This is a genomic window from Arthrobacter sp. Y3222053 (assembly GCF_059092805.1).
Map to the genome: position 1 here is coordinate 545,807 of NZ_JBNHIA010000002.1, position 18,711 is coordinate 564,517.

20 protein-coding genes, 1 pseudogene and 1 riboswitch are annotated in these 18,711 nt (G+C 71.0%); of the genes and pseudogenes, 5 read left to right on the plus strand and 16 right to left on the minus strand.

Annotation, left to right across the window (positions count from 1 at the left end; all coding sequences use genetic code 11):
- Positions 1-29 precede the first annotated feature (29 nt).
- Positions 30-3,278: an RHS repeat-associated core domain-containing protein gene (locus AC5RUW_RS06725; RefSeq protein WP_494159966.1), complete on the plus strand. Its 3,249-nt coding sequence runs from the start codon at positions 30-32 to the stop codon at positions 3,276-3,278.
- Between the two features lie 636 nt (positions 3,279-3,914).
- Here AC5RUW_RS06725 and AC5RUW_RS06730 read toward each other — a convergent pair.
- Together AC5RUW_RS06730 and AC5RUW_RS06735 are read right to left on the minus strand one after the other, a co-directional pair.
- Positions 3,915-4,172: a hypothetical protein gene (locus AC5RUW_RS06730; protein WP_494159967.1), complete on the minus strand. Its 258-nt coding sequence runs from the start codon at positions 4,170-4,172 to the stop codon at positions 3,915-3,917.
- 177 nt (positions 4,173-4,349) lie between these two features.
- On the minus strand, positions 4,350-4,610 hold the full coding sequence (locus AC5RUW_RS06735) for a hypothetical protein (RefSeq protein WP_494006867.1): 261 nt from the start codon (positions 4,608-4,610) through the stop codon (positions 4,350-4,352).
- Positions 4,611-4,748: 138 nt separating this feature from the next.
- On the opposite strand from AC5RUW_RS06735, the gene AC5RUW_RS06740 reads away from it, so the two are divergent.
- Positions 4,749-5,288, plus strand: a complete 540-nt coding sequence (locus AC5RUW_RS06740) for a hypothetical protein (RefSeq protein ID WP_494159968.1) — start codon at positions 4,749-4,751, stop codon at positions 5,286-5,288.
- Between the two features lie 37 nt (positions 5,289-5,325).
- Here the strand turns inward: AC5RUW_RS06740 and AC5RUW_RS06745 are convergent, their stop codons facing one another.
- Entirely contained in the window at positions 5,326-6,138 is an 813-nt protein-coding gene (locus AC5RUW_RS06745) for a CPBP family intramembrane glutamic endopeptidase (protein WP_494159969.1), read from the minus strand.
- A gap of 121 nt (positions 6,139-6,259) precedes the next feature.
- On the opposite strand from AC5RUW_RS06745, the gene AC5RUW_RS06750 reads away from it, so the two are divergent.
- The gene (locus AC5RUW_RS06750; protein ID WP_494159970.1) at positions 6,260-6,757 is read left to right on the plus strand and encodes a hypothetical protein; all 498 of its coding nucleotides are present in this window, start codon (positions 6,260-6,262) and stop codon (positions 6,755-6,757) included.
- Here the strand turns inward: AC5RUW_RS06750 and AC5RUW_RS06755 are convergent.
- Positions 6,723-7,229: an MFS transporter gene (locus AC5RUW_RS06755; protein ID WP_494159971.1), complete on the minus strand. Its 507-nt coding sequence runs from the start codon at positions 7,227-7,229 to the stop codon at positions 6,723-6,725. The two genes, AC5RUW_RS06750 and AC5RUW_RS06755, sit on opposite strands and share 35 nt — an antisense overlap.
- A gap of 178 nt (positions 7,230-7,407) precedes the next feature.
- A pseudogene (locus AC5RUW_RS06760) lies at positions 7,408-8,265 on the minus strand (MFS transporter); the annotation flags it as partial.
- Between AC5RUW_RS06760 and AC5RUW_RS06765 the strand changes: the two are divergent.
- Positions 8,264-8,926 (plus strand): DUF998 domain-containing protein, encoded by a 663-nt coding sequence (locus AC5RUW_RS06765; RefSeq protein WP_494159972.1) that lies wholly within the window; start codon positions 8,264-8,266, stop codon positions 8,924-8,926. The pseudogene AC5RUW_RS06760 and the gene AC5RUW_RS06765 sit on opposite strands and share 2 nt — an antisense overlap.
- Positions 8,927-8,953: 27 nt before the next feature.
- Here AC5RUW_RS06765 and AC5RUW_RS06770 read toward each other — a convergent pair whose 3' ends face one another.
- Complete coding sequence (locus tag AC5RUW_RS06770) at positions 8,954-9,547, minus strand: DMT family transporter (protein ID WP_494159973.1); 594 nt, start codon at positions 9,545-9,547, stop codon at positions 8,954-8,956.
- A 17-nt stretch (positions 9,548-9,564) separates the two neighbouring features.
- Positions 9,565-9,915: an EamA family transporter gene (locus tag AC5RUW_RS06775; RefSeq protein ID WP_494160208.1), complete on the minus strand. Its 351-nt coding sequence runs from the start codon at positions 9,913-9,915 to the stop codon at positions 9,565-9,567.
- Between the two features lie 17 nt (positions 9,916-9,932).
- On the opposite strand from AC5RUW_RS06775, the gene AC5RUW_RS06780 reads away from it, so the two are divergent.
- On the plus strand, positions 9,933-10,613 hold the full coding sequence (locus tag AC5RUW_RS06780) for a LysR substrate-binding domain-containing protein (protein ID WP_494159974.1): 681 nt from the start codon (positions 9,933-9,935) through the stop codon (positions 10,611-10,613).
- Positions 10,614-10,686: 73 nt separating this feature from the next.
- On the opposite strand, the gene ribH is transcribed toward AC5RUW_RS06780, so the two are convergent.
- The 9 genes from ribH to fmt all read right to left on the minus strand — a co-directional run bounded on the left by ribH (position 10,687) and on the right by fmt (position 18,707).
- Positions 10,687-11,169 carry a 6,7-dimethyl-8-ribityllumazine synthase gene (gene ribH / locus AC5RUW_RS06785; RefSeq protein WP_494006860.1) on the minus strand — a complete coding sequence of 161 codons (483 nt, stop codon included), beginning with the start codon at positions 11,167-11,169 and terminating at the stop codon, positions 10,687-10,689.
- A gap of 73 nt (positions 11,170-11,242) precedes the next feature.
- Positions 11,243-11,914 carry a GTP cyclohydrolase II gene (ribA, locus tag AC5RUW_RS06790; RefSeq protein WP_494006859.1) on the minus strand — a complete coding sequence of 224 codons (672 nt, stop codon included), beginning with the start codon at positions 11,912-11,914 and terminating at the stop codon, positions 11,243-11,245.
- A complete protein-coding gene (gene ribB / locus AC5RUW_RS06795; RefSeq protein ID WP_494159975.1) occupies positions 11,907-12,584 on the minus strand; it encodes a 3,4-dihydroxy-2-butanone-4-phosphate synthase in 678 nt (225 codons plus the stop codon). Before ribB ends, ribA begins: the two co-directional genes overlap by 8 nt.
- Entirely contained in the window at positions 12,581-13,237 is a 657-nt protein-coding gene (locus tag AC5RUW_RS06800) for a riboflavin synthase (protein WP_494159976.1), read from the minus strand. The genes ribB and AC5RUW_RS06800 overlap by 4 nt, the downstream gene beginning before the upstream one ends.
- 8 nt (positions 13,238-13,245) lie before the next feature.
- Positions 13,246-14,424 carry a bifunctional diaminohydroxyphosphoribosylaminopyrimidine deaminase/5-amino-6-(5-phosphoribosylamino)uracil reductase RibD gene (gene ribD / locus AC5RUW_RS06805; protein ID WP_494159977.1) on the minus strand — a complete coding sequence of 393 codons (1,179 nt, stop codon included), beginning with the start codon at positions 14,422-14,424 and terminating at the stop codon, positions 13,246-13,248.
- On the minus strand, positions 14,424-15,107 hold the full coding sequence (pnuC, locus tag AC5RUW_RS06810) for a nicotinamide riboside transporter PnuC (protein WP_494159978.1): 684 nt from the start codon (positions 15,105-15,107) through the stop codon (positions 14,424-14,426). Before pnuC ends, ribD begins: the two co-directional genes overlap by 1 nt.
- 105 nt (positions 15,108-15,212) lie before the next feature.
- Positions 15,213-15,355, minus strand: a riboswitch (FMN riboswitch).
- A gap of 144 nt (positions 15,356-15,499) precedes the next feature.
- Complete coding sequence (gene rpe, locus AC5RUW_RS06815) at positions 15,500-16,171, minus strand: ribulose-phosphate 3-epimerase (protein ID WP_494159979.1); 672 nt, start codon at positions 16,169-16,171, stop codon at positions 15,500-15,502.
- A gap of 8 nt (positions 16,172-16,179) precedes the next feature.
- On the minus strand, positions 16,180-17,790 hold the full coding sequence (locus AC5RUW_RS06820) for an RsmB/NOP family class I SAM-dependent RNA methyltransferase (RefSeq protein WP_494159980.1): 1,611 nt from the start codon (positions 17,788-17,790) through the stop codon (positions 16,180-16,182).
- On the minus strand, positions 17,787-18,707 hold the full coding sequence (gene fmt / locus AC5RUW_RS06825; RefSeq protein WP_494159981.1) for a methionyl-tRNA formyltransferase: 921 nt from the start codon (positions 18,705-18,707) through the stop codon (positions 17,787-17,789). The genes AC5RUW_RS06820 and fmt overlap by 4 nt, the downstream gene beginning before the upstream one ends.
- Between the last annotated feature and the right edge of the window lie 4 nt (positions 18,708-18,711).

The window sequence follows — 18,711 nt, forward strand, 5'->3', positions numbered from 1 at the left end:
GGTGCTTAGTCTCGCACCCGGGGGATCCAATGACGCTATCGGCCTTATCCCGCCGTGCCCGCAGGGCCGGTCCTCTTACTGCAGCTGCCACGGCGGCCGCGCTGATCTTCGGGCTCGCCGGCCCGGCCCAGGCATTCGCTCCGACGGCTGTTCCAGGCATACCGACAGGCGCCCAGTCCACCATCGGGCTGCTGGGCAACAGACCCGGCGCGACCAGCCTTCCCGTTCCGGTCAACGACTCGGTAAACGCCGCCGTCGACGTCGGCACCGGCAACCTCTCCGTCACGGTCAATGCCCTGCCGCTGCCCGGGGTGAACGGGGACACTGCACTGGGCATGGTCTACAACTCCCGGGCCACCGATGACGCCCAGAGCTTCGCCGGTCCACGCTGGACCCTGGCTCTGGCTTCCGCCGGGAAGCTCTCCACCACGTCCAAGGGCGTGCTGTTCACGTCCGGGGACGGCTACTCGGCCCTGTTCACCCCGGTATCGGGTTCCACCACCGCCTTCACACCTCCCAAGGGCGTGAAGGCGGACCTGGTGAAGACCTCCACCGGCTACACGCTCACCTCCCGGACCTCCGCCGAGGTGCAGACCTTCGACGCCGACGGCAAGGCCGTGTCGATCGCGGACCGCAACGGCAACAAGACCACGCTCACCTACAACGGCGCCCGGCCCACCAAGGTCGTCGGCACCCGCGGTACCGCCGGCGCCAAGACCGTCGACCTGACCTACGGCTCGGCCTCGGGCCTGCTGGAGCGGATGAGCCAGTCCAGCTCCGGCGCCACCCGCTACGCCGAATTCACCACCGACCCGTACGGTGAGAACACCATCGAGTTCCGTGACCTGGCCGGGAAGGTCACCAAGTTCGGCTACAGCGGCAGCCTGCTCACCCGCATCACCTCCCCGACCGGCTCCCAGGTGAACTTCACCTACGACGGCCAGGGCCGGGTCACCAAGATCGACCGACCCAACACCAGCGCCGGGTCCCCCGGCAGCTCCATCACCCGGATGAGCTACCCCTCGGCGACCCAGACGCTGCTGGCCGGTCCGAACACCAACCAGTCCGCCGCAGTGAACACCGTCCCGAGAACCACCTACACCCTGGACGGCAACGCCCGGGTCACCAACGTCGTGGACGCTGCCGGGCGCACCCGGTCCAAGACCTACACCGGGGACTTCGACACCCTCACCGCGACCCGCGGCACCGGCACGGACGCCTCAACCACGACCAACACCTACGGGTCCAATGCCGGGCAGTCGCTGACAGCCTCGGCCTCCTCCACCGGAGCCACCGGCAAGGCCGAGTACGGCAACACGGCCGCGAACACCAAATACCTGGCCACCTCAACCACCGACGACGCCGGGAACAAGAGCACCTACACCTTCAACGGCGCCGGCAACATGCTTTCCTCGACCGATGCGCTGGCCGCCCAAGCAAAGCTCACCTACAACGCCGACGGCACCGTCGCCACGGCCCTGGCCCCGGGCAACGGGTCCAACACCACCAGGTACACCTACAACGCGGACAAGCAGCTCACCCGCGTCACTCCGGTCACCGGCTCGTCCCTGGGGGTCAAGGACTTCACCTACGACCAGTGGGGCCGGGTAAAGACGGCAGGCGACGGCAACGGCAACTCCGTCTCCTACACCTATGACGCGATGGGCAGGGTCACCGGCGAGTCCTACTACGACCGGAACGTCACCTACGCCTACGACGCGGACGGCCGGATGACCAAACGGGTGGACCCTGCGGGAACCACCACCTTTGGCTATGACCAGCTCGGCCGGCTGACCTCCCGCGCCAACACCGCCGGCGGCGGGACCATCGCCTACGGCTACGACAAGGCCTCCAACCTGGTCTCCACCACCGACAGCCGCGGCACCACCACCTACACCTTCGACGACGCCGGCGTCCCGACCGCGCTGAACTACCTGCACAACGGCGTGGTCAAAACCCTGGCGTTCGCCGTCGACAACAAGGGCCGGCGCACAGACTCCTGGATGCAGGCCAGCACCGACCGCACCGTCTGGGCGGCCCGGACCCACACCGACTACGACAAGGCCGGCAAGGTCACCCGCGTCACCGCCCACACCGGGCCGGGCAACAACGACAACACGCCCGTCATGGACCTCACGTACTGCTATGCAGCCGGAACCAGCGCCGGCAACTGCAGCACGACGGCGGCCAACGACCGCTCCAAGGTCCAGTGGGTCAAGGACAACCTCACCGGGGCGGTCAGCACGTACACCTACGACAAGGCGGGGCGGCTCACCAAGGCCGTCGTTACCGGCGGGCCATCGCCGGCCACGTACACCTACACCTACGATGCCCGCGGCAACCGACTTACCGCCGGCGGCCCCGCAGGGACCCAGACGCTCACGGCCAATGCGGCGAACCAGATCTCCAGCAACGGGTACACCTTCGACGGCGCCGGGAACCTCACCAACGACCCCTCCGGGGCGTACTCCTACAACACGGCCCAGCAGATGACCCGGGTCACAAAGGGAGATAAGACGTACAAATACACGTATGCCGGCTCGTCCCAGGTCGAGGTGCTGTCCCAAACCACCCCGAACGGCGACTACCAGCTCACCTACGGCCGCACAGACGCCCAAGGCCTCCCCATCGTCGAGCAGCTCACCCGCATGGGGCAGACAGCCTACGTCGAGCACGACCCCGTCACCGGAGAGCCGCTGATGCTGCGCACCAGCACCGGGATGCAGTCCCTGTACGTCTATGACGGGACCGGCAACCCAGCCGCCCTGCTTACCAGCGGAGAGTACGCCGCGTTCGTCTACAACTACGACCCCTACGGCAAACCCACCCTCACCGAAGACTCCGGCGGCCTCGGCGTCCCGCAAAACCCGTACACCTTCAAAATCGGGCTGCAGGACCGGGCCACCGGATGGGTAAAGTACGGCCAACGCTGGTACAACCCCGACACCGGACGATGGACCCAAATGGACACCCTCGATGCACCACTGGACCCCGCAAACGCCAACCGCTACGCCTACGCCGCCAACGACCCCATCAACAACTCCGACCCCCTCGGGCTGAGTGTCTGCACTGTCACAGTGGGCGGCATCACCCTCGTGGTGTCATCGGCTGTCGGCGTCCTCAATCCACCCGCTGGATTCCTGATCGGCGCTGGGGGACTGCTGGCGAGTGAAGTCGGTTGTGGCTTTGACCCAGAACCTCCTGTGAACCAGGTTGATCCCCCAGATGCCAACGGTTGCCAAGTGAGTCCTTCAAATGGCTCGCGCTGGTGTTTCTAGGAAGGATGCATGCCAATGCGTAAGAGAATTCAGAGGGGTCTATGGGGTGGCATAGCGGCTCTGTCCGCCATGTCTATGGGTTTTGGCATAATCCGTCTCGTAGACCGCGGCATCCCTACTGGGGTCGCAGTCAGCTTTCTCGTTGTCGGAGTTGGGCTGCTCGTCTTGTTCGTCCTCTGCAGGAGCAAATGGATGAGCAATGAAGAAGGCTGAACAACTCTGACACCGGCAGCGCTGCGGATGCACGACCGTTGGGGTTTCCGTGACGCTTGGCTGAGCACAAACAAGGGCCAGGTCGCCCGTATTCGGGCGACCTGGCCCTTGTTCGTGCCGGAATGACCGCACGAAATCCGGCTGCCGGGAGACCACGAGAGGCGTGACGGTGTCGTTGCACTGCTGTGTGCCTCTCCCGCGGATGCCCCCTCCCAGAACCCGTGGAGCTTGATTCCCCGGGAGCGGCGGTCCAGGGACCGCTCGAAGGCGGCGTCGGCGAGGCCCGGCGTGTCGGCGCCGCAGTCATGAATGCCCAAAGGCTCCAAGTCCAGCGGCAATGACTTCCCCGGCTCCAGCCGGCGCAGCCGAGCAGCAGCAGGGGCCACACGAGGCGGGCCAGGACTGTTCGACGGGCCGCCACGGCTACTTCTTGGTGGCCGTGGCGCTCGGGCTCGGCGAAGCGGACGGATCTGTATCGGCCGGGAAGGCGATCAGCCATTCCCCGTCGACGAGGACCAAGTCCTGCAGGTGGGCTGCGAGCTCATCGTTGTTGTCGACTTCCTTGCCGTCCCGGGTGATGGAAACCGCTTCCGCCGGGATCTGCGCAGCCTCGTCCTTGACCTTCACCTTGGCTTCGTCGATGGCGATGGCCAGCTTCTCCATCATGGAGTTCGACTCCAAGGAGAGCTTCCTCGCCTGGCTGACGTCCGACTCCTTCAAGGCCTCGCATTTCGGACGACCGGGTGCCGGGAATGCAGGCACCCAACACAGTCGCTTCCTACACTGTCATTAAGGACACCGCCGCCTAGGACGGCCGACCCCCGGGAACGCAGCGGGAGCTGCCGGCACGGTCCGCCGCTAGCCGTCCTCACCCTCCGAGAACAGGGCAATGAAGGGGGTCCCGCTGGCCTTCAGCTGGCCGAAGAGATCCGAGGCGACAGGCGTCGTCACTGCGGCGGAGGCATCCTCGTAGCTGTCGAAGTAGAGGTCAAGCGTCCGATGGGCAGGCGTGGGCGACCCGTCCTCCTTCGGCCAGACCTTGCCGGCCTCGTACCGACGCCGGCCGGCGGTTTCCGGCGGGCCGGGCCGGGTTTCGCTGATCGTAGGGCAGGCAGGCATCACGTGCCAGAGCGGGCCCGGCGGCTTCTTATACGGTTAAGGGGTACGCCGCCACGACCCGGCGCGGCAACGCAGGCGCCACGCCGCCGCGACACCACCCGTACAGCCACAACCGGCGCAGAGACAGAGGCACCACCCATGAGCACCAATCCGGACGTTCCCGGCCGCACCCTCACCGCGTGGGAAGACGGCACGGAGCTGGACTTCACCTTCGCCGACTGCATGAAATACCACGGACCGGGTTTCCCGGGCGGAGTCGCCCATGCCTTTGCCGCGCTCGGCCGGGCGCTGCCGGAGCTGGCCGCCCGCACCCCCGGCGGCCGTGTGGAGCGCCGCGGAATCCGCGTCCGCACCCCGTTCGGCGGCCCGGGCGCCCGGGACGCCTTCGAACTGGTGACCCGCGCGGTCACCGGGGACCGATACACCGTGCTGCCCGAGCTGGCCCGGCCCGAGCGCGGCAGCACCCTGGCCCGCTACGTATTCGAGATCAGCGCGGGCGACGCCACCGTCACCTGCGTGCTGCGCGACGACGGCATCGTCACAGACGAATTTATCGCGCTGGGCGCCAAACCGGATAAGACCGAAGCGGAGCTGGCCCACCTGGAGGTCCTGAAGGCCGAGATGCGGGACCGGATTCTGGAGCGGAACCCGGCACAGGTGTACGACCTGGAGGGCTGAGTCTCCGCGGGGCTGAGCACCCATCGTCCCGGCACCGTTACAGGTCGACGACGCCGGTGAGCACCAGGATCGGAAAGACCACCGCCGGGGAGCTGGTCATCAGGTTGACGAGGAAATGCGCGATGGTGATCGGCAGCAGCCGGCCCTGGCGGCGGACAATGAGCGCCGAGCCCAGGCCCCAGACGGTGAAGGCGACAACGTAGACGATCATCGCGTCCGCGGTGGGGGCGAAGAAGGCATGCTGCAGGCCGAACACCGCGGAACAGGCCAGCATCGCGGCCCAGGGCGGCCAGGCCGCCGAGAGCCGTGACTGGGAGTAGCCGCGGTAGACGGCTTCCTCGGCCGGAGCGTTCAGCGGCGCGAAAGTCAGGACGGCCACGACGCCGAGCACCAGCGCCCACATGGGCGAGGCGACAGTCGCGGCGTCGGGATCGAAGAACACGGTCTCGAACGCCTCAAACATGCCCGCTCCGTGCAGCAGCCACATCGTCGCCATGACGGCCAGGACAAACGGAACGTAGAGAACCGCGATCCACAGCAGACCCCAGGCCGCATCCCGCGGCACGGACCGGCCCGGGGCAAACAGATCCCGGAGGCTCTGCCCGTCCGCCGTCAGCAGCCGCGAAATCAGCAGCAGCGAGAGAACGTTCACCGGCAGCAGGCCGAGGGACAGGAGCATCGGCGTCGGCGGGAAGGACGCGCCGCCGTCGAGCGCGCGGGCGGCCAGCCAGACCCCCACCGTCGCCACGGCGACCAGGCCCAGCCGAAAAACCAGCAGCAGGCCGACCCGCCGCGCAGCCCGGGCAGCGCCCGTGCCGCGCAGCGGATGAAGCACCTCGGAGGGAGTCATGCCCAGAGGCTAGCAAGGGACGACGTCGAATGGTCCGTGGACTCAGCGTGCAGTACGGGCACCCGAGTCGATGATGCCCCTGTCGCTGTTCGGAGCGCGCAATTTCCGCGTCGGAAGTCTGGTGACGGCGGCCGCGTACGCCGCGATTTCCCTGGGTTCCTTCGCCGTGACCGTCTTCGTCCAGGACACCGCCGGGTTCACCGCCGTTCAGGCCGGGCTCATCTCCCTGCCGCTGCCGGCTGCGCTGCTGCCCGCCGTCGCCGGCGCCGGGTTCCTGCTGATGCTCACCGTGCAGCCTCCGGTGCTCTTCCTCCCCGAGCTGCTGCCCGGACTGCTGCTGTTCGGCATCAGAATGGGTGTGATGGTCGCACCGCTCACCGCGGCAGTGCTCGGAGCGCTGACCGAGGACGACGCCGGAATCGGCTCGGCCGTCAACAACGCGGTGTCCCGCGTGGCCGGGTTGATCTCCGTGGCGCTGGTCGGCACGATCTCCGGCGGAGCGCTGGGCTATCCGGGCTTTCGGCAGACAGCCCTGGTCACGACCGGGCTGTTCTTCGCCGCCGGGCTCACCGCGCTGCTCGGGATCAGGAATCCGGAGCGGCAGCGGCCACCGCGCTGACCCGCCGCGCCCAGAGCAGCACCGGCAGCAGCGCCACGGCGAGGGCGCCGCCGGCGAGGGCCAGCACCGCGAAGCCGGCCGACGCCATCACCACCCCGGACAGCGAACCGCCACCGGCCCCGGCGAGTGCCACGAAGACATCAATGCGGCCCTGCACCCGGGGCCGGATCGACGGGGCGGTGCAGTCCACCACCAGCGCAGTGCCGGCGATGAGGCCGAAGTTCCAGCCGAGGCCCAGCAATGCGAGGGCCAGGATCAGCAGGCCCAGCGACTCCGCCGGCGCCAGCGCGGCTGTCACCCCGGCCAGCAGCAGGGTCACCCCGGCGGCCGCGGCCATCGGGATGCGGCCCACCCGGTCCACCAGCACGCCCGTCACCAGCGACGGCAGGTACATGGCGCCGATGTGCACGCCGATGACCAGGCCGACGTCGGCCAGGCCGTGGCCGTGGGCGCGCATGTGCACCGGGGTCATGGATGATCGCCACCATCGCGATCTGGGTCAGCACCATCACCGCGGCGCCGACGTAGACGCCGGTGCCCGGCCGCGGCACGGCGCCGGCAGCCTTCTCGCTTCCCGAAGCCGCCGTACCGGCGTCGGCCTCCAGCCGGCGGGCCAGCAGGAACGAATCGGGGCGCAGCAGCACCAGGAGCACGACGGCGGCGGCCAGGAACGCGGCACCGGCCAGCAGGAAGGGCCCGGCCAGCGGAGGAATGCCCAGCTCGGCGGCGACACCGCCCATGGGCATCACCAGGTTCGGCCCGGCGACGGCCCCGAGCGTGGTGGACACCATCGCCACGCTGATGGCCCGGCCCCGGCCCGACGGCGGGGCGAGATCCGTGCCCGCATAGCGCGCCTGCAGGTTCGTCGCCGTGCCGGCCCCGTAGAGCACCAGCGCCGCGAAGAGCAGCACGGGACTGTCGATCACGGCGGCGAGGACCACGCCCAGGGCACCCGTTCCGCCGACGGCAAAGCCGGAGCCGAGCCCGATCCGCCGTCCCGCCCGCTGGGTGACCCCGCCGACCAGGTAGGCGGCCAGCGCGGAGCCGAGGGTGATCAGCCCGGCGGGAAGGCCGGCGAGCGAGGCCGAGCCCAGCATCTCCTGGGCCAGCAGGGCGCCCACCGTGACGCCGGCCGCGAGCCCGGCGCCGCCCAGAACCTGGCTGAGGACCACCACGGCGAGAATCCGCCGCTGGACGCGGGCCGTTCCCGCACTATCGGGCGGTTGGATGTTTCCTTGTGCCATGGGGCGCCTTTCCGTGGCTGGTCCGGGATGGGCTGTACCGGGCCGTCCCGGCCGGCCGGCGTCGGCGGCCTGTCGACGCGGCCGCAGCCGCCCTCCCCCACCGACAATAGCCACGGGAGGCGGCGCTGCGCGCTGCCTGCAACCGGCGCGGTGCGGGACGACGACGTCGCACCGGGCCGACCGCAGGCAATTGGGTTTCGGACGTGTCGGTTTCAGCCTTTTCCCCGCGCTGGCCGGCCCTGCCGGGGTATACGCTGCCGCCATGACACGACGTCGGTCGGGTGCTGTGCTGTGGATCCTGTGCCTCGTTGCCTTCCCGGCCCAGCTGGCCGCCGCCCTCCAGTGGCCGCGGCCCTACTCCTGGCGTGCCAATACCATCAGCGATTTGGGTGTCACCGGCTGTGCAACGTTCGACGCCGGGACCCGGATGGAACGGTACATCTGCTCGCCTGCGCACGTGCTGGCCAATGCAGGCACCGTTGCCAACGGTGCGCTTCTGGCCCTGGGAGCCGTCCTGTTGTGGTCGGCCTGGCGGCACCAACGGAGCGGTCGGGCGGCCATGGCGCTGCTCGCCGTGAGCGGGGCCCTGCTGATGCTGGTGGGGTTCTTTCCGTGGGACCTTCAGCCCGAAGCGCACAATCTGGCCGCCCTCGCGCAGGCTCCGGTGCAGTGGGCCGGGATGGTCTTCCTGATTTTTGCGCTCAGGGGAAGCTCCGCCGCACGCTGGGCGACGGCCTGGACCATCCTCTGCCTAGTCGTTTCGATTGCGGGGCTGGTGCTGTTCATCGACGCGATCGGCGGCGGCCCCTCGGCCGCGGTCGGCGTGGGGGTCGCCGAACGGCTCTCCTTCGACACGCTGACCCTCTGGACGGCAGGGCTCGGCCTGTATCTGCTGTTCTCCCGCCCCCGCGGGAGCGCCGACTGACCGTACTCATGCTCACGTATCCGCCTGTCAGCCGCGTGCCGGAAAGGGCAAACGGGCGCGGTGGCGGGTTTCGGCCCGCAGGCCCAGATAGGTCCCCGCAACGATCAATGCTGCGCCGAGGAAACCGAGCGGCGCCAGGGCCTCCCGGCCGAGGGTGAGTCCGATGAGCACCGCCCAGATGGGTTCGGTCCCCATCAGGAGGCTGGCCCGGGCGGCGGAGGACTGCTGGATCGCCCAGGTCTGGACGAGGAAGGCGAAGACGCTGCAGACCAGGCCGAGGTAGAGGACGGCGATCCACTCCCCCGGGTCGAAGGTCCGCACTGCCTGCAGCACGCCCCGATGGTCAGCCAGGGTATAGATGAGGGCACATACCGCACCTTGGATAAGGGTCAGGTTCAGGGCGCTGTAGCTGCGCCCCCGGGTCAGGCCGGAGACAGCGGTGACGTGGACGGCGCGGACCACCGCCGCTCCGAGGACAAGCAGGTCCCCGCGGCCGGGTGCGGCGAATCCGTCGCCCGAGACCAGCAGGCAGACGCCCACCAGGGCGACGACGCCGGCGCCGAGTACCGCCCGCGGCAGCCGCACCCGAAAGGCGATGCTCTCGGCGACGGGGGTGAACACGATGACCAGGCTGATGATCAGCCCGGCGTGGTGGCGCTGGTGCCGGCAATGCCGTGGGTTTCCAGGAGAAGCACGCCTGCCTGGGTACAGCCCAGGACGATGCCGACCACGGTTTCCCGGCGTCCGGCCCGCCGTCGGGCCCGGAACAGCCAGATCGCCGCCAGGGCGGCCGCGGTGATCAGAAAGCGCAGCGAGAGGATGACCGTGACGCCGACGGTGTCGGTCAGGGATTTCGCTGCCAGATAGCTGCTGCCCCAGGCCGCCGCGACCAGGAGCAGGAGGAGGTCGACCCGGCGTTCGGCCAGGGACGCACCGAGTGCTGGTGGCTGCAGCAGCGAGGGTCCCCGTTCAGGGGACAGAGGCTGCAGCGGACATCAGTGTCGCGATGAGCTCGGCCGAGCAGGCCGTCAGCCGGTACGTGCAGGACCCCGCAGCGACGGTGAGCGTCGCCGGATTCAACAGTGCCGGCCTGACCTGGTTCGGCCCCTTGATCCGTGCATTGTCGGATGAGGGCAATCCGCGGGTGGTGTGCCACGACCGGGACGTCGCACAGGAGACGTTTCCGGCCCTGACCGCTGACTTCGACCTGGTCATAGCGCACCGCCTGGCGCACAGCGCACCGTGGCCGACGAGCATCAGGGCGACACCGCTGATCCGCGAACCTCTGGACGTTGCCATGTCGGAGCAGCACGTGCTGGCCGCCGAAGCCGAAGTGCGGGTCCGGTATCTTGTCGACGAGGAATGGGTTTCGGTGCAGGACGGGTTTCCGCTCATCCAGGCGCTGCAGGCCGTGGCAGTCCACGCCGGCCGGCCGCTCAACGTCACGCACCGCATCAACGAGTTCTTCATTGCCGGCACGCTTGTCGCCGCGGGCGCCGCCGTGGCGCTGATGCCCCGCTGCACGGCAGCACCCCAACCCGGCGCCGGACTGGTCCTCAAGCCGCTGAGCGACCTGCACCTGGTCCGGTGCGTCGATATTCTCTGCCGGCCAGAAGCCCTGCACCGGGCGGCCGTCCAAAAGGTCATTGCCGCCCTCCGGCAGTGCTCGCCGCCCGACGCTTCCTGAGGCACCAGCCCAGATCCAGCCGCCTGGCCGGACACCGTTGAGCTGCACCTGCTTAAAACGATTCCGGCAGCCCTCAGGCGCCGGCGCCGCGCAGGGCTGCCACGGTGTTCACCGCAGCGGCGAAGGCCTCGTAGCCCTTGTCCTCGCTGGACCCCTCGAGGCCGGCACGGTCCAGGGCCTGGTCCTCGGTGTCGCAGGTCAGCACGCCGAAGCCCACCGGCTTGCCGGTCCGGATGCTGACCTCGGTCAGCCCCGTGGTGGCTGCGGAGCACACATAGTCGAAGTGCGGGGTGCCGCCGCGGATGACGACGCCGAGCGCCACCACCGCGTCAAAGTGCGGTGCCAGCCGGGAGGCGGCGACCGGCAGTTCGAAGCTGCCCGGCACCCGGACCAGCTCGATCTCCAGCCCGGCGTCCTCGGCGGCGCGCAGGGCGCCGTCGATCAGCCCGCCCATGACCTCTTCGTGCCAGGACGCGGCGACCACCGCCACCCGCAGGTGCAGGCCCTGGGCCTTGATCGAACTGACGTCGTTGGCCGGTGCTCCGTGCCCGCTCATGTGGTCTCCTCGTGTTGTGGGAATGTGCTGTGTGGTGCCTGCGCACCGGTGCCGGCTGCGGCCTTCCGGCAGGTCAGCTTTGCTGGACCGGCTTGCTGCGCAGCAGGGACAGATGATGGTCCATCCGGTCCCGCTTGGTCTGCAGGTAGCGTTCGTTTTCCGCCCGGACCGGCACCTCGGAGGGCACCATGGCCTCGACGTCGATGCCGAACCGGCCGAGCCAGTCCCGCTTGGCCGGGTTGTTGGTCAGCAGCCGGATCCGGTGCAGGCCCAGCTCGTGCAGGATGGCGGCGGCGGCCCGGTAGTCCCGGGCATCGACGGGCAGGCCTAGCTGTTCGTTGGCCTCCACGGTGTCGGCGCCCTGTTCCTGCAGCGCGTAGGCACGCAGCTTGTTCGCCAGCCCGATGCCGCGGCCCTCCTGGCCGCGCAGGTAGAGCACGGTGCCGCCGTGCAGCTGCACGAGTTCCAGCGCCTGTTCGAGCTGCTCGCCGCAGTCGCAGCGGTAGGACCCGAACACGTCACCGGTGAGGCACTCAGAGTGCAGGCGCACCAGCGGGGCGGCGTCGGCGGCGTCCGGACTGGTGCCGGGCGCGCTCAGGCTCATGTGTTCGGTTCCGGTGGCAGGGTCGGTCCACGCCTGCGCGGTAAAGTCGCCGAAGGCCGAGGGCAGGCGCACCTCCGGACCGGCCAGGATGCCCGCCGGGACCTCCCCGCCGGCCGGCACCGCGTGCAGCGCCTCACTCATCGCCGGCCTCGCGTGCCGCCCCGGAGCCGGTGCCGCCCGCGTCCAGGTGCCGCACCAGGTCCTCGATGCTGATCAGCACCAGGCCCTCGCGGTCTGCGAACTCCCGCAGCGCGGGCAGGCGCATCATGTCGCCGTCGTCGTGCACGAGCTCCGCAATCACGCCCACCGGCTGGCAGCCGGCCAGACGGGCCAGCTCGACGGCGGCCTCGGTGTGCCCGCGGCGGGCCCGGACGCCGCCGTCGTGGGCGCGCAGCGGAAAGATATGCCCGGGCCGGGTCAGCTGGCCCGGAGCGGTGCCCGGATCGGCCAGCAGCCGCGAGGTCAGGGCGCGGTCGGCGGCGCTGATGCCGGTGCTGATGCCTTCGCCGGCGTCGCAGGAGACCGTGTAGGCGGTGCCCTTGGCGTCCTCGTTGACGGCGGTCATCGGGGGCAGGCCCAGCCGGTCCGCCCGCTCGCCCGGCAGCGGCACGCAGACGACGCCGGAGGTGTGCCGGATGGTCCACCCCATCAGCTCCCGGGTGGCGTGCTCGGCGGCGAAGATGATGTCGCCTTCGTTCTCGCGGTCCGCGTCGTCCACCACCACCACGGGCCGTCCGGCGGCGATCGCCGCCACGGCGTCGGTCACGGCGTCGAGCCGGATGTCGTCCTGCACTTCGATTGCGCTCCTCACTGTCCGTTCCCCTGTCCGGCGGGCGCGGCGGCGAAGGCCAGCAGCCGCTCGGCGTACTTGGCCAGGACGTCCACCTCCAGGTTCACCGGCGCGCCGGGAGCCAGGGCCCCGAGGTTGGTTTCGGCCAGGGTGGTGGGAATCAGTCCGACTTCGAACCAGGGCTCGACGGCGGCCGGCTCCGACACCGCGCTGACGGTGAGCGAGACGCCGTTGACGGCGATGCTGCCCTTCTCGGCGATGTACCGGGCCAGCGGACCGGGCACGGCGAAGCGCAGGCGCTCCCAGCTGCCCAGGTGCTCGCGCTCCAGCAGCGCGCCGACGCCGTCCACGTGTCCCTGCACCACGTGCCCGTCCAGCCGGCCCCCGGCGGGCACGCAGCGTTCCAGGTTGACCCTGCTGCCGGGGCGCAGGGCGCCGATGGTGGTCCGGGCCAGGGTTTCGCCCATCACGTCCACGGTGAGCCGGGTCCCCGCGGGGACGGCGGCGCCGGGTCCTACGGCGGTGAGGCAGACGCCGTCGACGGCGATGGAGCCGCCGGGCTCGAGTCCGGCGGCGGCGCGCGGGACGTCGATGATGAGCACGCTGCCGGTTCCGGCGGCGTCCGGGGCCAGGGACACCACGGTTCCCTGTTCTGCGACAATTCCGGTGAACATCATTTTCCTTACGTTTGGCGGGACGTTTCGGTGTCCTCGGCGGGCGTGTTCCTGGTCTCCCCTGCGCCGGGAGCCGGGGCCGGCTCAAGCCGCAGCACCAGGTCCTCTCCGGCGGCGGCCACTGCTCCCCCGGCCCGGGAATCCCAGCGCCAGCGCCGGGCTGCGGAGAGGGTGGGCACGGTGAGGTCGGCGGCCGGGAGCCCGTGGCCCAGCAGCAGCGGGGCGGTGCAGCAGACCAGTTCATCCACCAGGTCCGCGGCCAGGAACGCACCCGCGACGGCCGGCCCGCCCTCGACCAGCAGGTGGCGGACTCCGGCGTCGTACAGTTCCCGGGCGGCGCGGAGGGGATCGCGGTGCGCCAGCTGCAGGAAGCGCCCGTCGGTGCCGCGGACCGCAGCCCCGACGGGCACCTCCCGGGTGCCGAGCACGACGCGCAGCGGCTGGGTGCCGGCCTCCTCTCCGGCCGGCGTGCGGGCGGTCAGCCGGGGATTGTCCGCCAGGACGGTGCCGGTGCCGGCCAGCACGGCGTCGGCCCGGGCGCGGATGGCGTGCCCGTAGGCGCGGGCCCGGGGCCCGGTGATCCACTGGCTGGTGCCGTCGGTGGCCGCGGCCCGCCCGTCCACCGACTGGGCGGTTTTCAGGGTGATGAAGGGCCGGCGCTGCCGGGCGGCTGCGCTCCAGCGGTGGTTCAGGTCCGCGGCGTCGGCGGCCATCGGCCCGGCCTCCACGTCGACGCCGGCAGCGGCGATCCGCGCCGCACCGCCGGCCGCCGCGGGGGTGGGATCGGCCGTGGCATACACCAGGCGGGAAATGCCGGCGGCCAGGACGGCCTCGCTGCACGGCCCGGTGCGCCCGCTGTGGTTGCACGGTTCCAGGGTCACCACCATCGTGGCCCCGGCGGTGTCCCGGCCGGCGGCGCGGGCGGCGGCGAGGGCCGCAGCCTCCGCGTGGGCGGTACCGGCACCGCGGTGAAACCCGCTGCCGAGCACGGCGCCGTCGGATCCCAAGACCACCGCGCCGACCAGCGGGTTGGCGCCGCGCACGCCGCGGCCGGCAAGCTCCAGGGCCAGTGCCATGGCTTCGGATTCGGTGAGCCGGGCCGGCGCTTCGCCCGGCGGCACCGGCGCGGCGGCGGCCTCGGTGCGCCCGGCACCGCTTCCGCCGAGCCTGGAGGTCCCGGCGGACATCAGCGCACCGTGGGGTCGGGCATCAGCGTCTGCACCTGGGGCTTGGCGTTGTTGTGCGCCCGCCACCAGACGAAGAAGCCGACGAGGGTGAAGGCACCGTAGAAGATGTACATGAAGGCCGTGGCGTAGTAACCGGCGCTGAAGAGCAGCGGCACGCCCACGATGTCCACGGCCACCCAGATCAGCCAGAACTCCACCCAGCCGCGGGCCATGCCGTAGGTGGCCAGCAGCGAGCCGACGAAGGTCCAGGCGTCGGCCCAGACCGGCTCGTAGGAGCCCAGGATCCGGAACAGCGGGGTGAGCGCGGCGGTGCCCAGGATCAGCGCAGCGACCAGCCCGATCCGGGCCTTGGTCGAGGCCCACTGCGGCGTGACCGCGGATCCGTTGCCGTTGCGGGCGCTGCGCCAGCGCTGCCAGCCGTAGACCGCGACGGCGATGAACATGATCTGTCGGCCGGCCTGGCCGAGGAGGTTGGCGGTGTCGGCCCCGCCGAACATCGAGCCGAGGAAGACGGTCAGCAGCAGGACGTTGCCGACGATGCCGACGGGCCAGGCCCAGACGCGGCGGCGCATCCCGCCAAGGGCGCTGAGCAGGCCAAAGATGTTGCCCAGTACTTCACGCAGCAGCAGCGAGCTGCCGCCAACCGGGATCTGGGCTTCGAAGAGCCACCGCAGAAATTCCAATGTCGTTCCCATCCGTGAGCGGCGGCTCCGGGGGTACGAGCATACGGTGCACGGGTGCCGACGGGGGACGCCGAAAGAGGCGTCCGCGCAGGCAGCCGCGAACAGTACGTGCTTCTCCCATCCAGACTTTAACTGTCGGTACCGGAATTCCACCGGTTCAACCGAGCCTCCGTTCCGGATGGGAACGGGAGCTGCGGGTCGCGGACTATAACCGCCGGTTCGGACTTACACCGACCCCGGAGCACGTTGTTTTGCTAGGAACATTCTTGCACACGGGACAGGCCCCGGGCGCAACTCAACGTGACCTGCGTAACATTCCGTTCGGTTCCCGGTTCCCGGTGCGGGCGCACCGTCCAACTCCGGGTGCCGGCACAGAAGCGCTCCTCGGGCAGTTACGCCGGGGGCGCAGCGGCCTCGGCCAGCGACCGCAGCTTGGTGACGGCCTCAGCGGGATCCTCCGCGCCATACACGGCGGAACCGGCCACGAACACGTTGGCGCCTGCCTCCGCCGCCCGCTCGATGGTCTCGGCGGAGATCCCGCCGTCGACCTGCAGCGCCAGCGGCAGGCCCGAGCCGCGGACCGCGGCGGCGGCGCGGCGGATCTTGGGCAGGGTGATGTCCAGGAACTTCTGGCCGCCGAAGCCCGGTTCCACGGTCATGATCAGCAGCATGTCCAGCTCGGGCAGCAGGTCCAGGTACGGTTCCACCGGGGTGGCCGGGCGCAGCGCCATGCCGGCCTTGGCTCCGTTGCTGCGCAGGTCGCGGGCCAGCTTGACCGGAGCGGTGGCGGCCTCCACATGGAAGGTCACCGACGCCAGGCCGGCCTCGGCGTAGGCCGGAGCCCACCGGTCCGGATCCTCGATCATCAGGTGCGCGTCCAGCGGCAGCCTGCTGACCTCCTGGATGCGCTGCACCACCGGCAGTCCGATCGTCAGGTTCGGGACGAAGTGGTTGTCCATGACATCCACGTGCACCGCGTCGGCGGTGCCGATCCTGGCCAGCTCGGCCTCAAGGTTGACGAAGTCGGCCGAGAGGATGCTCGGGTTGATGCAGCACTTTCCCAATGGATCTCCTAGATCTTGCGGCGGATCAGCGCCAGGAACATGGCGTCGGTCTGGTGGATGTGCGGCCACAGCTGCGCGGTCTTCCCGTGCCCGGCCTCCAGCGCGCCGGGCAGGCTGACCGCGTCGAGGGCGGCGCCGGCGTCGAGCAGCTCCAGGTCGTTGCGGCGCCGGAGCACGTCGTTGACGACGGCGGTCGTCTCGGCGGGGTGCGGGGAGCAGGTCACGTAGGCCACCACTCCCCCGGGGCGCACGGCGTCGACCGCGCCGGTGAGCAGCTCCCGCTGCAGCGCGCCGAGGTCGCCGACGTCGCTCGGCCGGCGCCGCCAGCGCGACTCCGGCCGGCGGCGCAGCGCGCCCAGGCCGGTGCAGGGGGCGTCGACGAGGATGCGGTCAAACTCGTCCGGGTGCTCCGCGGCGAGGGTGCGCCCGTCGCCGGTGCGCACCCGCCAGGTGCCCCCGGGCACGGCCTCCAGGGCCTGGTGCACCAGCCTGGCACGATGCTCGGCGGGTTCATTGGCCAGCAGCGTGGCGTCCTGCTGCCGGGCCAGGGCCGCCAGCAGGGCGGCCTTGCCGCCGGGGCCGGCGCACATGTCCAGCCACTTTTCGCCGCCGACGCGGCCGGCCGGCAGCACCTCGGCGGCGCCCAGGGCCCGGGCCACCAGCTGGGACCCGACGTCCTGGACGCGGGTGGTGCCGCTGCGCACGGATTCCAGGCGCCCGACGTCGCCGGCGGCGTACAGCGCCGAGTCGGCCACCAGCTCGCCGTCCGCGGCACCGGCCGCCCGTGCCTCGTCGAGGCTGCCCAGCCCGGGCAGCGCCACGAGGTTCACCACGGGGGCGGCGTTGTCGGCCCGCAGCAGGTCATCGATTTCCTCGACGCCGCGGCCGTGGGCCACCAGGGACTGGCGCAGGGCGCGCACGATCCACTCCGGGTGGGCGTGCTCGACGGCGGCGCGGGCGACGGCGTCGGTCTCGCCGCGGGTGAGCTCGTCGGTCCAGGCGGCGAGGTCCCGGGCGGAGACCTTGCGCAGCACCGCGTTGATCAGGGCGGCCGGGCCGGCGCCGATCACCGCGCGGGCCAGTCCCACGGTCTGGTCCAGGGCGGCATGGGCGGGGACCCGCATGGCCAGCAGCTGATGGGCGCCCAGGCGCAGCGCATCCAGGATGGCCGGGTCCAGCTTCTCCAGCGGCCGGTCCACGCAGCGGGCGAGGATCGCATCATAGGTGCCCTGGGCGCGCAGCGCCCCGTAGGCGAGTTCGGTGGCGAAGCCGGCGTCGCGGCGGTCCAGCCGGTGCTTTCGGATGGCCTTGGGCAGCACGAGGTTGGCGTAGGCATCCTCCCCGGATACCGCGCGGAGGACCTCGAAGGCAGCCAGCCGGGCCGGGTCGGCGCTGCGGCTGCGCCGGCTGGGCGCGTTTTCGGAAAAGTGCCTTTCGCCGGAGCGGTTGCGTTCACGGCCCTTCTCGTTGCGCCGGGACGCGCCCTGCCGTTCGGTCCGGCCCGCACCGCCGTCGCCGCGCCTGTTGCCCGCGCCGCCGCTGCCGCCGTTCCTGCCCGGCCGGCCGGGGCGGCTGCCCGGGCCCCGCCCGGCGCCGGATCCGTTTTCCGCCGCACTCACTCGAACACCACTTCCTCACGGGCCAGTCCGCGAGCCCAGTCGGGGCCGGCCATCATCTTGCGTCCGGCAGGCTGGACCTGCCGCAGTTCCAGGGCATGGGAGCCGGTGCCGACCAGCGGTCCGCTTACGGTGCCCGCCCGGACCCGGCCGGGAGCCAGGTCGGTGACCTCGGGCCGGTCGGCGACGCCGCCGATCTTGAAGCGCTGCCCGTCCAGGGTCGTCCAGGCGCCGGGCTCGGGGGTGACCCCGGCGATCCGCCGGCGCAGGGCCAGGGCGGGCTGCCGCCAGTCCAGGCGCCCGTCCTGAAGCGTCAGCTTGGGCGCGAAGGTCGGTTCGCCGTGCTGCGGTTCGGGCCGGGCGGTGCCGGCCTCGACGGCGTGCAGGGTCTGCACCAGCAGCACCGAGCCGCTGTGCGCCAGCCGCGCCAGGAGGTCTCCGGCCGTGTCATCGGGGCGGACAGCCTCGGTGAGCTGCCCGAACACGGGCCCGGTGTCCAGGCCCTTTTCCAGCAGGAAGGTGGAGGCGCCGGTGACGTCGTCGCCATTGATCAGGGCATGCTGCACGGGGGCGGCTCCGCGCCAGGCCGGCAGCAGCGAGAAGTGCAGGTTGATCCAGCCGTGCGCGGGGATGGCCAGCGCGGCCTCGGGAACCAGCCCGCCGTAGGCCACGATGGCCGCCACGTCGGGGGCGGACGCGCGGATGGCCTCCTGCGCGTCGTCGTCGATCCGGGCGGCGCGGATCACGGGCAGGCCGAGCTCCTCGGCGCGCGCGGCGACCGGCGACGGCGTCAGGACGCGCTTGCGGCCAAGCGGCGCGTCGGGGCGGGTGAGGACGGCCACGACGTCGAAGCCGGCCTCGATCAGGGCGTCGAGGGAGGCGACGGCGACGCCGGGGGTGCCGGCGAACAGTACCCGCACTGGG